This window comes from Frondihabitans peucedani, from assembly GCF_039537585.1.
In the GTDB taxonomy this organism is placed as follows: domain Bacteria; phylum Actinomycetota; class Actinomycetes; order Actinomycetales; family Microbacteriaceae; genus Frondihabitans; species Frondihabitans peucedani.
The window spans coordinates 25,893-41,024 of record NZ_BAABAU010000004.1; the positions used below are offsets into that span (position 1 = coordinate 25,893).

Here is a 15,132-nt window from a genome sequence, read left to right on the forward strand (position 1 = left end):
CGAGACGTGCTCCGGGGGGACGAGCGGAGCACGCGACGACGACGTCTCGCCACGAAGGACGACCACACGTGACCACGCACTCCTGGCGGAAGGCACTCGCCGTGCCCGCCGTCGTCTCGCTCGCCTTCGGCGGCGCCCTCCTCGCGGCCGGCCCCGCCCTCGCAGCCCCGGCCGAGCCCGCCGCCACGACGCAGGTCGAGGTCCCGGCGCCGACCGACACCACCGCCCCCGCGACGACGGCCCCGGCCGCCCCGGTGAGCACGACCGCGCCGACCCCGTCGGCCACCGTCGCTGCCGCGCCGGTCCCGGCCGCGACCACCGCTGCGCCGACGGCCCCGACCACGACGGCTCCCGCCACGACGCCTCCGGCGACGACGGCCCCGGCCACGCCGACGCCGACCCCCACCGACACGAGCACCGCCACCGCCTCGGCCTTCGCCGTGACGACTCCCGTCGACGGAGAGCCCTCCGCGACCACGACTCCGACCTTCGCGGGCACCGGCCTCCCGGGCTCGACGGTGATCGTGCAGTACCTCGGCGCTGACGGCGACCTCCACGACGCGGGCACGGCGACCGTCGACACCGACGGCACCTGGACCCTCGACACCTCCTTCGCCGACCTCGGCCCCGGCATCACCAAGGCCGTGCTGACCGTCGCCGAGCTCGACGCGTCGGGCGACCCGGTGACCGGCGTCGAGCCCGTGATCCGCGAGATCAGCTTCCTGAGCCCGCCCGTGCAGGCGCAGGGCCGGAGCATCGTCCTCACCCCCGACTACCCGACCGCCGACGAGGCGACCACCGCCGGCATCGGGCTCGCCACGACCGGCTTCGCGGCCGACGAGCCGCTCGTCGTGACCGTCACCGGTCCGGACGGCAAGGCCGTCGCCTACGAGAGCACCGTGGCCACGCCGACGGCCGACGCCGACGGCGCCTTCTCGGAGCTGCTCGGACTCCCCGCAGGATCGAAGGGCGGCACGTACCGCGTCACGGTCACCGGGACCGTGAGCAAGCTGCAGCTGTCGAAGACGGCGTACGTGCTCGGTGACCCGACGATCACGTCCCCGACCGCCGGCGAGAAGATCGTCGGCACGTCGGTGACCTTCACCGGGACCGGGACCCCCGGCTCCAGCATCGGCCTCGTCATCGCCCCGACCAGCGCGTTCGCCCAGGCCGAGGCGGAGGCCGCAGCGGCCGACGGCGACAGCAGCACGGGCAGCGGCACGACCGCCGCGAAGGCACCGGCCGCCTCCCCGCGCGCGGCCGGAACCCCGAGCGCCTCGTCCGATCCGCAGAACGAGGACATCACCGTGGGCGCCTCCGGCACCTGGAGCGTGACGGTCGAGCTCGCCCAGCCGGGCGACTACACGGCGGTCGCGATCGCCGGCGTCCTCGACGCAGACGGCAACCCGATCTCCGACAACACCGGCCTGCCGGTCCTGTCCGGCCCGTCGGCCACGGTCGAGTTCGTCCTCGCCGCCGCCCCGGTCATCACGACGAGCGCCACGGGCCCGACCCTGGCCTACACGGGCAGCGACGCCGAGCCGTACGTCGTCGCGGGCGGCCTCGCCGTCCTGCTCGGCATCGGCCTCATGGTCGCGACCCGTCGCCGCCGCGACGGCCTGATCGGCGCCGCCGAGTAGCGACGAGCACAACCGGCGACAAGCACCAGCACCAGCACCAGCGACAAGCACCAGCACCACCCCGAGGGCCCGCCCGCGCACCAGCGCGAGCGGGCCCCCTCGCGTGCGCGTTAGCAAACCGTAAGGGTTGCCCGGCCCACCGTAGGGATCCCGTGAGGACCCCGCTGCGCCCCTCGCGGCGGGTGTCGAATCAGTGCTGGCCGTGCGGAATGCGCGCGGCGCGGACCGCTTCGAGCGGATCCGACGGCATCGAATCAGGAGTCCTCGTGCTCGACATCGTCTACCTTCTCGTCGTGGCGGCCGCCTTCGCGGTCATCGCCCTCGTGGCCTCGGGGGTGGAGAAGCTGTGATCGTCGCGGCCATCCTGGCGATCGCAGCCCTCGGCTACCTCGTCTACGCCCTCGTGAAACCCGAGCGCTTCTGATGTCGGGGCTCAGCGACACCGTCGCGGGTCTCCTGCAGATCCTCACGCTCCTCGTCATCCTGGTGGCGCTCCACCGGCCGGTCGGCCGCTACCTCGCCTGGATCTATCAAACTCCGCGCGACTGGCGGATCGAGCGCGGCTTCTACCGCCTCATCGGCGTGGACTCGTCCGCCGAGCAGAACTGGCGCTCGTACCTCCGCGGGGTCCTGGTGTTCTCGGCGGTGGGCGTGCTGTTCGTCTACGCGCTGCAGCGGCTCCAGGCCGTCCTGCCGTACTCGCTCGGCTTCCCGGCGATCCCCGCGGGCCTGTCGTTCAACACCGCGGCCTCGTTCGTCACCAACACGAACTGGCAGTCGTACTCGCCCGACGTCACGATGGGCTACGCCGTCCAGCTCGGCGGCCTCGTCGTGCAGAACTTCGTCTCGGCGGCCGTGGGGATCGCCGTCGCGATCGCGCTGATCCGCGGGTTCGCACGTGTCCGCTCGGGCGCGCTCGGGAACTTCTGGGTCGATCTGACCCGCGGGATCCTGCGTCTCCTCCTGCCTCTGGCGTTCCTCACCTCGCTGCTGCTGATCGCCGGAGGCGTGATCCAGAACTTCAACGGGTTCACGCACGTCGCCACTCTCACCGGCGGGAACGCCGCGATCCCCGGCGGCCCGGTCGCCTCGCAGGAGGCCATCAAGGAGCTCGGCACCAACGGCGGCGGCTTCTTCAACGCGAACTCCGCCCACCCGTTCGAGAACCCGACCGCCTGGACCAACCTGTTCGAGATCGTCCTGATGCTCGTGATCCCGTTCTCGCTCCCCCGCACGTTCGGCCTGATGGTCGGCGACAAGCGGCAGGGCAACGCGATCGTCGCCGTCATGGTCTCGATCTACGCGGTGTCGCTCGCAGCGATGACGGCTTTCGAGCTGAGCGGGGCCGGAGCGGCGACGAAGCTCGCAGGATCGGCGATGGAGGGCAAGGAGCAGCGGTTCGGCATCTGGTCGTCCACGCTCTTCGCGACCTCGACCACGCTCACCTCGACGGGTGCGGTCGACTCGGCCCACGACTCGTTCACGCCGCTCGGCGGCATGATGGCGCTGCTCAACATGATGTTCGGCGAGGTCGCGCCCGGCGGCACGGGATCGGGCCTCTACGGCATGCTGATCCTGGCCGTCATCACGGTGTTCATCGCCGGGCTCCTCGTGGGCCGCACGCCGGAGTACCTCGGCAAGAAGATCGGGCCGCGCGAGATCAAGCTCGCCTCGATCTACATCCTGATCACGCCGACGCTCGCCCTCGCGGGTACCGCGCTCAGCTTCGCGATCCCGGGCGTCCGCGCCTCGGTGACCGGCACGAGCATCTGGAACCCGGGGCTCCACGGCCTCACCGAGGTGCTCTACGCGTTCACCAGCGCGGCGAACAACAACGGCTCCGCGTTCGCGGGGATCACGGCGAACACGCCCTGGATGAACACCGCGCTCGGCGTCGTCATGCTCCTCGGACGCTTCCTGCCGATCGTGTTCGTGCTCGCCCTCGCCGGCTCGTTCGCCGCTCAAGACAAGGTGCCCGCCACCGCGGGGACGCTGCCCACCCACCGACCGCAGTTCGTCGGTCTCCTCCTCGGGGTGTCCGTCATCGTGACGGCCCTCACGTACTTCCCCGTGCTCGCGCTCGGGCCGCTCGCCGAAGGGCTCCAGAAGTAATGTCCACCATCACTGAGACAGCGGCGCAGGATCCTGCTCCCGCCCCCACCTCGAAGAAGAGCGCCTTCACCGGCGCGCAGCTCCTCGAGGCGCTGCCCGGCGCGTTCAAGAAGCTCGACCCGCGCGCCATGTGGCACAACCCCGTCATGTTCATCGTCGAGATCGGCGCGGCCTACACGACCGTCCTCGCGATCGCGGAGCCGTTCACCGGCGGCCCCGGAACCTCGGGCGGCTCGGTCGTCCCGGGCTCGTTCACCTGGGCGATCGCGGTCTGGCTCTGGCTCACCGTCGTCTTCGCGAACCTCGCGGAGTCGGTCGCCGAGGGCCGCGGCAAGGCGCAGGCGGAGAGCCTCCGCAAGACCCGCACCTCGACGTCGGCACAGCGCGTCCGCGGCTACTCGTCCGCCGACCCGTCCGCGGAGGACGCCGAGACCGAGGAGGTCTCGAGCGCCGACCTGACTCTCGGCGACACCGTCGTGGTGGTCGCCGGTGAATTGATCCCGGGCGACGGCGACATCGTCTGGGGCATCGCGAGCGTCGACGAGTCGGCCATCACCGGCGAGTCCGCCCCCGTGATCCGCGAGTCGGGCGGCGACCGGAGCGCCGTCACCGGCGGCACCCGGGTGCTCTCCGACCGCATCGTCGTCACGATCACCTCGAAGCCCGGCGAGACCTTCGTCGACCGGATGATCCGCCTCGTCGAGGGCGCCGCCCGGCAGAAGACGCCGAACGAGATCGCCCTGAACATCCTGCTGGCGTCGCTCTCGATCGTGTTCGTCGTCGTGGCGCTCACGCTCGACCCGATCGCGTCGTACTCGAACGCGGCCGTCTCGGTGCCGGTGCTGATCGCGCTCCTGGTCTGCCTGATCCCGACCACGATCGGCGCCCTGCTCTCGGCGATCGGGATCGCCGGCATGGACCGCCTCGTGCAGCGCAACGTGCTCGCGATGTCCGGCCGCGCCGTCGAGGCCGCCGGCGACGTGACCACGCTCCTCCTCGACAAGACCGGCACCATCACCTACGGCAACCGGCAGGCCGCCTCGTTCGACCCGATCTCCGGTGTGACCGTGCGCGACCTCACCGAGGCCGCGGCCACCTCGTCGCTCGCCGACCCGACGCCCGAGGGCAAGTCGATCGTCGACCTGGCCGTGCTGCACGGCTACTCGATCCCCGACGCGCCCCGCGGCGAGATCGTCCCCTTCACGGCGCAGACCCGCATGTCGGGCCTCGACCTGGCCGACGGCTCGCAGATCCGGAAGGGCGCAGGATCGAGCGTCACCGCGTGGGTCGGCGACCTCGACGGCCGTACCCGCGACGAGCTCGACAGCATCGTCACCCGCATCTCGAACGCGGGAGGCACGCCGCTCGTCGTCGCGACCCGCTCCGCCGACGGGACCGGCCGCATCCTGGGGGTCGTGGCCCTGAAGGACGTCGTCAAGACCGGTCTCGCCGAGCGCTTCGCCGAGCTCCGCACGATGGGCATCCGCACGGTCATGATCACGGGAGACAACCCGCTCACGGCCCGCGCGATCGCCGCCGAGGCCGGGGTCGACGACTTCCTGGCCGAGGCGACCCCCGAAGACAAGCTGGCGCTGATCCGGCGCGAGCAGGAGGGCGGCAACCTCGTCGCGATGACCGGCGACGGCACCAACGACGCCCCGGCGCTCGCGCAGGCCGACGTCGGCGTGGCGATGAACACGGGCACGTCGGCCGCGAAGGAGGCCGGCAACATGGTCGACCTCGACTCCGACCCGACCAAGCTGATCGACATCGTCAGGATCGGCAAGCAGCTCCTGATCACGCGCGGCGCCCTGACCACCTTCTCGATCGCCAACGACGTGGCGAAGTACTTCGCGATCATCCCGGCGATGTTCGCGGGGATCTTCCCCAGGCTCGGGCTGCTCAACATCATGCAGCTGCACTCGCCGGCGTCCGCGATCCTGTCGGCGATCGTCTTCAACGCGCTCGTGATCGTGTTCCTGATCCCGCTCGCCCTCCGCGGCGTGAAGTACCGCGCGGCCTCGGCGTCGGCGATCCTGTCGCGCAACCTCCTGATCTACGGCGTCGGCGGCATCGTCGCGCCGTTCATCGGCATCAAGATCATCGACCTCGTCGTCTCCCTCCTCCCCGGCTTCTAAGGAACGCACCAATGAACACACGCACTCTCGCCCGCCAGTGGTGGGTGGCCGTCCGAGCCATGCTCGTCTTCACCGTCGTGCTCGGCATCGCCTACACCGCAGCCGTCTCGGGCCTCGGCCAGCTGCTCTTCCCGCACCAGGCGAACGGCTCGATCGTCGAGACCGCCGACGGGAAGGCCGCAGGATCGTCGCTCCTCGGCCAGTCGTTCACCACGAAGAAGGGCGCCGCCCTGCCGGAGTGGTTCCAGTCGCGCCCCTCCGCCGCCGGCGACGGGTACGACGCCACCGCGTCGAGCGCCTCGAACTACGGCCCGAACAACAAGGACCTGATCGCGGCGATCAAGGAGCGCAAGGCCGCCGTCGCGTCCTCGGACGGCGTCGACGCGTCGACGATCCCCGCCGACGCCGTCACGGCATCCGGCTCGGGCCTCGACCCCGACATCAGCCCCGCCTACGCCCTGCAGCAGGTCGACCGGGTCGCCGCCGCCAGGAACCTCTCGAAGGCGACTGTCCACAGGCTCGTCGAATCGAGGATCGAGGGCCGCGAAGCCGGATACCTTGGGGAGCAGACGGTGAACGTGCTCGAGCTCAACCTCGCTCTGGCGAGGCTCTGACCCTCCGACCGGTCTCTCCAGAGAGGAACACGCCATGAAGAAGGGGCGACTGCGGGTGCTGCTCGGCGCCGCCCCCGGCGTGGGCAAGACCTACGCGATGCTCGAGGAGGGCGCCCACCTCCGGGCCGACGGGCGCGACGTCGTGGTGGCCGTGGTCGAGACGCACGGCCGGGCTGCCACGGCGGCGCTCGTCGAGGGGCTCGAGGTGGTGCCGCGGATCCTGCGCTCTCATCGCGGCCTGCAGCTCGACGAGCTCGACCTCGACGCGGTGATCGCCAGGGCGCCCGACGTCGCGCTCGTCGACGAGCTGGCCCACACGAACGCCCCCGGCAGCCGCCACGAGAAGCGCTGGCAGGATGTCGACGCCCTCCTGGCCGCGGGCATCGACGTGGTCTCGACCGTCAACGTGCAGCACGTCGAGTCGCTCTCCGACGTGGTCGAGCAGATCACCGGGGCGCCCCAGCGCGAGACGATCCCCGACCGGGTGCTGCGCTCGGCCGACCAGATCGAGGTCGTCGACCTCGCCCCGCAGGCGCTCCGCGACCGGCTCGCCGAGGGCAACGTCTACCCGGCGGCCCGCATCGACGCCGCGCTGTCGAACTACTTCCGGCTCGGCAACCTCACCGCGCTCCGCGAGCTCGCCCTGCTCTGGCTGGCCGACGAGGTCGACTCCGCGCTCAAGGCCTACCGGGCCGAGCACGGCATCGACAACAAGTGGGAGGCCCGCGAGCGCGTCGTGGTCGCCCTGACCGGCGGGCCGGAGGGCGAGACCCTCATCCGTCGCGGCGCCAGGATCGCGGCCAGGTCGGCCGGCGGCGAGCTGATCGTCGTGCACGTGAGCCGGCAGGACGGCCTCGCCGACGCCCACCCGGGAGCCCTCGCGGCCCAGCGCTCGCTCGCCGAGAAGCTCGGCGGCAGCTACCACCAGGTGCTCGGCGACGACATCCCGCGCACCCTCGTCGACTTCGCCAAGGCGCAGAACGCGACGCAGCTCGTGATCGGAGTCAGCCGGCGCGGCCGCATCGCCGCGGCCCTGACCGGCCCCGGCATCGGCGCCACGGTGATCCGCGAGTCGGGGCTCATCGACGTCCACATCGTGACGCACTCCCGCGCGGGCGGCACCTTCACGCTGCCGCGCATCGGCGGGTCGCTCACGCTCGCCCGGCGCCTCGTCGGCTTCGGCCTCGCCCTCCTGCTCGGGCCGCTGGCGACCCTGCTGCTCGTCACGCTCCGCTCGCCCGAGTCGCTCACCAGCGACGTCCTCGCCTTCCAGCTGGTCGTCGTCGTGGTCGCGCTCGTCGGCGGCATCTGGCCGGCGCTGTTCGCGGCCATCCTGTCGGGGTTCACGCTCGACTTCTTCTTCGTCGACCCGCTCTACAGCGTGACGATCGCGAGACCCCTGCACCTCCTGGCGCTGGCGCTCTACGTGGTGAACGCCCTCCTCGTCAGCTACGTGGTCGACCAGGCGGCCCGCCGCACGCGCTCGGCGGCCCGCGCCCTGGCCGAGTCGGAGCTCCTCGCGACGATCGCCGGCAGCGTGCTCCGCGGTCAAGACGCTCTCGAGGCGCTCCTCGCCCGCACCCGGGAGGCGTTCGGGCTGTCGCGGGTGGCGGTGCTGAGCAACGGGGCGCTCGTCTCGTCGTCGGGCGACGAGACCCCGGGCGACCCCGTCACGAGCGTGCCCTCCGGCGAGCACGGCACCATCGAGCTGCACGGCCCGCCGATCTCGCTCGACGACCGCCGGCTGTTCGCCGTGATCTCGACCCAGATCGACGCCGCGCTCGAGCACAGCGAGCTGGCCCGGACGGCCGAGGAGGTCGCGCCCCTCGCCGCCGCCGACCAGATGCGCACGGCACTCCTCGCCGCCGTCGGCCACGACCTCCGCCGGCCGCTCGCCAGCGCGACCGCCGCCGTCAGCGGTCTGCGCTCGCCCGGCATGGTCCGCTCGGAGGCCGACCGCGACGAGCTGCTCGCCACCGCTCAAGAGAGCCTCGACTCGCTCGCGACCCTCGTCACCAACCTGCTCGACGTGAGCCGGGTGCAGGCCGGGGTCCTGGCGGTCTCGCTCGGGCGGATCGACGTCGACGACGTCATCCTGGGCTCCCTCGACGAACTGGGGCTCGGCCCCGACGAGGTCGAGCTCGGTCTCGGCGAAGACCTCCCGCCGGCGCTGGCCGACGCCGTCCTCCTGCAGCGGGTCGTGGTCAACCTCCTCGACAACGGCATCCGCTACTCGCCCGAGGGCACGCGCGTGCGGGTGTCGGCGTCGGCCTTCGCCGAGCGGGTCGAGATCAGGATCGCCGACCACGGCCCCGGCATCAGCGCCGAGCGGCGCGACGAGGTCTTCGTCCCCTTCCAGCGCCTCGGAGACACCGACAACACCACCGGCCTCGGCCTCGGCCTGGCCCTCTCGAAGGGGTTCACCGAGGGCATGGGCGGCACCCTGACGACCGACGACACCCCGGGCGGCGGGTTGACCATGGTCGTGTCGCTGCCCCTCGCCGAACACGAGGCCACCGCATGAAGATCCTGATCGCCGACGACGACCCGCAGATCATCCGCGCGCTGAAGGTCACGCTGGGGGCGAGCGGCTACGACGTCATCACCGCCTCCGACGGCGCCTCCGCCCTCGGCGAGGCGATCGCGCACCACCCCGACGTCGTCATGCTCGACCTCGGCATGCCGAAGCTCGACGGGGTGCAGGTGATCGAGGGGCTCCGCGGCTGGTCGCAGGTGCCGATCCTCGTCGTGTCCGGCCGGACCGGTGCCGCCGACAAGGTCGACGCCCTCGACGCCGGCGCCGACGACTACGTCACGAAGCCCTTCGCGATGGACGAGCTGCTCGCCCGCATCCGCGCCCTCACCCGCCGGGTCGTCGCGGCGCCCGACTCCCCCGCCGTGCGCTTCGGCGAGGTCGCGGTCGACTTCGCCGCGCACACCGTCACCCGCACGACGCCCGAGGGCGGGTCGATCCGGCTGACCCCGACGGAGTGGCGGCTGCTCGAGCTCCTGGTGCAGAACCCGGGCAAGCTCATCACGCGCGAGGCCATGCTCACGCAGGTGTGGGGCCCGAACCACAGCCGCGACACCGGGTACCTCCGGCTGTACCTGGCGCAGCTGCGCAAGAAGCTCGAGCCGGTGCCGGCGCAGCCGCGCTACTTCGTGACCGAGCAGGGGATGGGCTACCGGTTCGTGCCGGAGTAGCGGCCGCTGCTGCGGGCCCGAGCCCAGCGCGCGAGCAGCGGCCCGGGGCAGACTGTCCCCATGCTGTTCGTGGGCGTCGACCTGGCCTGGGCCGAGGGCTCCGCGACCAGGCCCGCGAACGAGACGGGCCTGTGCGTCATCGACCCCGCCGGGCGGGTGCTCGACGCGGGCTGGGAGCGCGGCGTCGAGGCCGTGGCGTCCTGGATCCTGCGCGCCACGACCACGGGCGGCGAACCGCAGGCCGCCGTCGTCGCGATCGACGCGCCCCTCGTCGTGCCGAACGCCACCGGCATGCGCGAGTCGGAGAAGCAGGTCGGCCGGGCGTACGGGCGCTGGAAGGTCGCGGCCAACGCCAGCAACCAGGCGCTGAAGTGGCTGGGCGGCGTGACGCTGCGGGACCGCCTCGAGGGCGCGGGATTCCGGGTCGTGTCGGGAATGGCCGATCCTGCGCCGGTCGACCGCGTGATGTTCGAGTGCTATCCGTACACGACCATCGTCGGCATCGAGGAGCTCGGCTACGACGACGAGCGGCCCCGCTACAAGCGCCTGCCGAAGGGCGTCGCGCCGGCGCTCGCCCGCGCCGACCGGGCGGTCGCCACCGACGAGCTGGTCCGGCGCCTGCGCCGGCTCGAGACGCTCGACCCGCCGCTGCTGCTCGGGTCGCACCCCCTCACGAAGACGCTGATCGACGAGCCGGCGCCGCTCCCAGGGCCCGCCCACAAGCACCGCGAAGACCTGATCGACGCGGCGATCTGCGCCTGGACGGCGTCGCTGTGGTTCCGGCACGGCGAGGCGCGGGTGCAGATCCTGGGGCGGGACGACCCGCAGGATCCCGCCGGCCGCCCCGCGACCATCGTCGCTCCGACCCGCGAGTCGCAGCGCCTCCCCTGACCCGCGGCGCGTGCCTCAGGCGAGGGGGCGGGTCATCTCCCACTCGAGGCCGCCGGGAGCGAGCTCGTAGGTGAGACGGCGGCCGGTGTTGGCGAACCCGTGGCGCTCGTAGTACCGGATCGCTCGCGGATTCGCCTCGTGCACGTGCAGCGCGAGCTCGGTGCCGTAGTCGCGGGCCCAGTCGACGACCTCCGCCAGCAGCCGGTCGGCCACCCCGGCCGCGGCCCCGCGGTACTCGGGCGCGACGAACACGCCGACGAGCAGCGGAGCGCCGGTCGGCGGGACGTAGCCGCCCATCGTGCCGACCCACTCCATGGTGGCGTCGTCGATGGCGACGAAGAGCGCCGAGCGCGGCTCCAGGCCTCGACGCCCGCGCATCCGCCACTCGGACTCCGGCAGGCGGAGCGCGTGCTCGAGCGTCTCACCGAACGCGATCGGGGTGTCTTCGAGCATGCGGAGTCGGAGCCCCCGGAACTCGCGCCAGTCCTCCTCGGTGACGGAGCGGATGGTGACGGTGCTGCTTCGCATCCTGACAGCCTAGGCGGCAGGATCGGCGCCCGCCGCCTGCCGGCGCGGCCCGACGGTGCGGCAAGACGGCCACCGCATCATGCCGCGGCGCGGTGCGGTGGCCGTCCCGTGGCGCCGCAGCCCGGCGCGAGCCGAGCCGCGGCGCCAGCCCGAGCTCAGGCCCGCGAGCGCAGCAGCGTGAACGACGCGTCGCGCACGATCAGCGTGGTCGTCGGCGACGACACCTGCTGCTCGGGATCGCTCGACAGCGCCAGCTCCCACTCGCCGAAGGGCGCCTCGGGCACGGTGAACTCGACGCCGTTGCGGGCCGCGTTCATCAGGAGCGCGAACGTGTCGGCTCCCTGGTGGCCGAGGACGAACGTCACGGCGCGGTTCTCGGGATCCTGCCAGTCCTCGTCCTCGAACGCCTGCGCGTCGGCCGCGAGCACCTCGACGGTGCGGAGCAGGGAATCGGCCGGAGCGGTGCGGAACCAGAGGGGTCGGAGCGCAGGGTTCTCGCGACGGAGGCTGATCAGCGAGGTCGTGAAGGCGAGCAGGTCGGTGTCGACGGACGCCCAGTCGAACCACGACACCTCGTTGTCCTGGCAGTAGGCGTTGTTGTTGCCGCCCTGGGTGCGCCCGAGCTCGTCGCCGCCGAGGATCATCGGCACGCCGGCCGAGAGCAGGAGGGTGCCGAGGAGGTTCCGCTGCTGGCGGCCGCGCCAGGCGAGCACGGCCCCGTCGTCGGTGTCGCCCTCGATGCCGCCGTTGAACGAGGCGTTGTTGCTCTCGCCGTCGTTGTTGTCCTCGCCGTTGGCCTCGTTGTGCTTCTCGGCGTACGAGGTGAGGTCGCGGAGCGTGAAGCCGTCGTGCGCGGTCACGAAGTTGACCGAGGCGAGCGGCGACCGGCGGTCGGCCTGGTAGACGTCGGGGCTGCCCATGACGCGCTGCGAGAAGGTCCCGAGCACGTCGCCCTCACCCCAGTACTCGCGGGTGTCGTCGCGGAACTTGCCGTTCCACTCCGACCAGTCGGCCGGGAAGCCGCCGACCTGGTAGCCGGCGGTGTCCCAGGGCTCGGCGATCAGCTTGACCGGCGCGAGCACCGGATCCTGGTGGCACAGGTCGAGGAAGGCGGAGTGCTTCTCGGCGTCGCCGTCCTGGCGGGTCAGCGTCGTGGCGAGGTCGAAGCGGAAGCCGTCGACGTGCATCTCGGTCACCCAGTAGCGGAGGCTGTCCATGATGAGGCGGAGGGCGGCCGGGTGCCCGACGTTCAGCGAGTTGCCGGTGCCGGTGGTGTCGAAGTAGTGGCCCTGGTCGCCGTCGACGAGGCGGTAGTACGCGGAGTTGTCGAGGCCCTTGAGCGAGAGCGTCGGGCCCATGTCGTTGCCCTCGGCAGTGTGGTTGAACACCACGTCGAGGATGACCTCGAGCCCGGCGTCGTGCAGGGCCTTGACCATGGCCTTGAACTCGGCGACCTGCTCGCCGCCCTGGCCGGCCGAGCTGTACTCGTTGTGCGGGGCGAAGAACCCGATGGTGTTGTAGCCCCAGTAGTTGCGGAGGCCCTTGTCGCCGAGGTTGTCGTCCTGCACGAACTGGTGCACGGGCAGCAGCTCGACGCTCGTCACGCCGAGGTCGGTGAGGTGCTTGATGGCCGCAGGATGGGCCAGCCCGGCGTAGGTGCCGCGGATCTCCTCCGGCACCTCGGGGTGCTGCTTCGTGAAGCCCTTCACGTGGACCTCGTAGACGACGGTCTCGTCGAGCGGGATCTCGGGCGAGGTGTCGCCGGCCCAGTCGAAGGAGTCGTCGGTGACGACGCAGCGGGGCATGAACGGCGCGGAGTCCTCGATGTTCATCACGGTCGGGTCGTCGAACTCGTGCGAGAAGAGGGCCTGGCCCCACTGGTAGTCGCCCTCGATGGCGCGGGCGTGCGGGTCGAGCAGCAGCTTGGCCTCGTCGTGGCGGACGCCGTTCTCGGGATCCCAGGCGCCGTCGGCCCGGAAGCCGTAGCGGGTGCCGGTGGTGACGTCGGGGACGAAGCCGTGGAACACGTAGCCGGTGCGCTCGTCGAGGACGGTGCGGATCTCGGTCCCGTCGTCGTCGAAGGCGCAGAAGTAGACGACGGTGGCGGTCTCGGAGTAGACGGCGACGGAGACGCCGCCGTCGACGAGGCGGACGCCGAGCGGGTACGGGTAAGAGGTGGTCATGGGTCTTTTCTACGGGCGGCGGCTGTGCGCTCGCACGGGTGTCCCCCGATAGCCTCGATCCGTGCCCACCCTCACGCCGCCCCTGCGGATCGCTCTCGTCTGCCTGCACACCTCACCGGCCTCCGATCCTGGGATCGGCGACGCCGGGGGCATGAACGTCGTCGTGCGCAACCAGGCCCTCGCGCTCGGTGCTCTGGGGCACGCCGTCGAGGTGCTGACCAGGCGGTCCTCGACGGAGCAGCCCGCCGAGACCGAGCTCGGCGAGAACGTCGTCCTGCGCTTCCTGGACGCGGGGCCGCCGGCGCCGCAGGCCAAGGGGCGGCACGAGGAGTACGTCGACGAGTTCCGCCAGGCCATGGAGGCGTTCGGCCCGTACGACATCGTGCACTCGCACCACTGGTTCTCGGGCATGGCGGCGCTGCCCTTCACCCGCGAGCACGCGCTGCCCCACCTCCAGAGCTTCCACTCCATCGCCGCCGACCCGTCCTCGCCCCTCTCGGACGGCGAGCGCCCCGAGTCTCCGGGCCGCCTGGCGGGCGAGGCGTGGCTCGCGAAGGAGTCCGACGCGGTCATCGCGATCAGCGCGGCCGAGGCGGAGACCGTCGTGCGTCGGCTGGGCGGCGACGCCGAGCGCGTCCGCGTGGTCTCGCCCGGCGTCGACTCCGAGGTCTTCCGGCTCCGGCCCCGCTCGGCGACGCCGTACGTCGTCGTCGCCGGCCGCCTCGACCCGCTCAAGGGCTTCGACCTGGCCATCGAGGCGCTCGGCCTGATCCCCGCCGAGTCGCGCCCCCTGCTCGTCGTCGCGGGCGAGGAGTCGGTCGACTACCGCTCCTACCCGGGCGAGCTCAGCGAGCTGGCCCGAGCGCGGGGCGTCGGCGAGGCCGTGCGCTTCGTCGGGCCGCAGTCGCGCACCGAGCTGGCGGCCCTGCTCGCCGAGGCCGCCGTCGTCGCCATCCCCTCGCACTCCGAGACGTACGGCCTGGTGGCCCTCGAGGCCGCGGCCTGTGGCACCCCGGTCGTCGCCGCTGCCGCCGGCGGGCTGCGCGAGGCCGTCGTCGACGGGGTGACCGGCATCGTCCTGAGGTCGCGCGAGCCGGCAGCGTGGGCAGACGCGATCAGCAGGATCCTCGACGACCCCGCACTGCAGGAGTCTCTCGCGATCACCGCCCGCGTCCGCGCCACCGGCCTCAGCTGGGCGCACTCCGCCGACGCCCTCGTCGCCGTCTACCGCCACGAGCTCGCCCTCCGCTAGGTTCGTGGCCATGAGCCGCATCGTCGCAGTCGAGTACGTGACCCTGGACGGGGTCTTCGAGGAGCCGGCCTGGTCGGGCCCCTTCTTCGGCGAGGAGCTCCAGGCGTTCCAGTTCGCGAACCTCATGGAGGCGGACGCGCTGCTCCTCGGCCGGGTGACCTACGAGGGCTTCTCCGACGCGTGGCCGCGGATGGAGGCCGAGACCGGCGAGTTCGGCGTGAAGATGAACTCGATGCCGAAGTGGGTGGCCACGTCGACCCCCGCCGACCTCCGGTGGAACGCAAGAGCACTCGAGGGCGACGTCGTCGCGGCCGTGACCGCTCTGAAGGCCGACGAGGCGACAGGATCGCTTCTCGTCAACGGCAGCGCCGATCTGTTCAATTCACTCAGCGGGGCCGGGCTGATCGACGAGTACCGGCTCATGGTGTTCCCGGTCGTGCAGGGCGCGGGCAAGCGACTCTGGGCCGATGCCGCGACCCCTCGGGCACTCGAGCTCGTGAAGTCGGATGTCACCGCGACGGGCGTGGCGATCCTGACGTACCGGCCGGCCTCGGCCTAGGCGGCGAGGAC

The 15,132-nt window shown here is 72.0% G+C and carries 13 protein-coding genes; 11 read left to right on the forward strand and 2 right to left on the reverse strand.

Features of this window, described 5'->3' with window-relative positions:
* The first annotated feature begins 68 nt into the window (after window positions 1-68).
* The 9 genes from ABD733_RS13515 (at window position 69) to ABD733_RS13555 (ending at window position 10,599) form a co-directional block, all read left to right on the forward strand.
* Entirely contained in the window at window positions 69-1,640 is a 1,572-nt protein-coding gene (locus ABD733_RS13515; protein ID WP_344797089.1) for an LPXTG cell wall anchor domain-containing protein, read from the forward strand.
* Window positions 1,641-1,849: 209 nt separating this feature from the next.
* Window positions 1,850-1,990, forward strand: a complete 141-nt coding sequence (locus ABD733_RS13520) for a hypothetical protein (protein WP_344798033.1) — start codon at window positions 1,850-1,852, stop codon at window positions 1,988-1,990.
* Complete coding sequence (gene kdpF, locus ABD733_RS13525) at window positions 1,987-2,064, forward strand: K(+)-transporting ATPase subunit F (protein ID WP_344798004.1); 78 nt, start codon at window positions 1,987-1,989, stop codon at window positions 2,062-2,064. The genes ABD733_RS13520 and kdpF overlap by 4 nt, the downstream gene beginning before the upstream one ends.
* Window positions 2,064-3,752, forward strand: coding sequence for a potassium-transporting ATPase subunit KdpA (kdpA, locus tag ABD733_RS13530; RefSeq protein WP_344797091.1), 1,689 nt, complete (start codon window positions 2,064-2,066; stop codon window positions 3,750-3,752). The genes kdpF and kdpA overlap by 1 nt, the downstream gene beginning before the upstream one ends.
* Entirely contained in the window at window positions 3,752-5,890 is a 2,139-nt protein-coding gene (gene kdpB / locus ABD733_RS13535; protein ID WP_344797093.1) for a potassium-transporting ATPase subunit KdpB, read from the forward strand. The genes kdpA and kdpB overlap by 1 nt, the downstream gene beginning before the upstream one ends.
* A gap of 11 nt (window positions 5,891-5,901) precedes the next feature.
* Window positions 5,902-6,504 (forward strand): potassium-transporting ATPase subunit KdpC, encoded by a 603-nt coding sequence (gene kdpC, locus ABD733_RS13540; RefSeq protein ID WP_344797095.1) that lies wholly within the window; start codon window positions 5,902-5,904, stop codon window positions 6,502-6,504.
* A gap of 34 nt (window positions 6,505-6,538) precedes the next feature.
* Window positions 6,539-9,028, forward strand: coding sequence for an ATP-binding protein (locus ABD733_RS13545; RefSeq protein ID WP_344797097.1), 2,490 nt, complete (start codon window positions 6,539-6,541; stop codon window positions 9,026-9,028).
* Window positions 9,025-9,708 (forward strand): response regulator, encoded by a 684-nt coding sequence (locus ABD733_RS13550; protein ID WP_344797099.1) that lies wholly within the window; start codon window positions 9,025-9,027, stop codon window positions 9,706-9,708. The genes ABD733_RS13545 and ABD733_RS13550 overlap by 4 nt, the downstream gene beginning before the upstream one ends.
* 60 nt (window positions 9,709-9,768) lie before the next feature.
* Window positions 9,769-10,599: a DUF429 domain-containing protein gene (locus ABD733_RS13555; protein ID WP_344797101.1), complete on the forward strand. Its 831-nt coding sequence runs from the start codon at window positions 9,769-9,771 to the stop codon at window positions 10,597-10,599.
* A 15-nt stretch (window positions 10,600-10,614) separates the two neighbouring features.
* On the opposite strand, the gene ABD733_RS13560 is transcribed toward ABD733_RS13555, so the two are convergent.
* Window positions 10,615-11,127 (reverse strand): GNAT family N-acetyltransferase, encoded by a 513-nt coding sequence (locus ABD733_RS13560; protein ID WP_344797103.1) that lies wholly within the window; start codon window positions 11,125-11,127, stop codon window positions 10,615-10,617.
* A gap of 155 nt (window positions 11,128-11,282) precedes the next feature.
* Window positions 11,283-13,310: a glycogen debranching protein GlgX gene (gene glgX, locus ABD733_RS13565; protein WP_344797105.1), complete on the reverse strand. Its 2,028-nt coding sequence runs from the start codon at window positions 13,308-13,310 to the stop codon at window positions 11,283-11,285.
* A 61-nt stretch (window positions 13,311-13,371) separates the two neighbouring features.
* On the opposite strand from glgX, the gene ABD733_RS13570 reads away from it, so the two are divergent.
* Window positions 13,372-14,562 (forward strand): glycosyltransferase, encoded by a 1,191-nt coding sequence (locus tag ABD733_RS13570; RefSeq protein WP_344797107.1) that lies wholly within the window; start codon window positions 13,372-13,374, stop codon window positions 14,560-14,562.
* Between the two features lie 10 nt (window positions 14,563-14,572).
* Window positions 14,573-15,121, forward strand: a complete 549-nt coding sequence (locus ABD733_RS13575; protein ID WP_344797109.1) for a dihydrofolate reductase family protein — start codon at window positions 14,573-14,575, stop codon at window positions 15,119-15,121.
* Window positions 15,122-15,132: the final 11 nt, after the last annotated feature.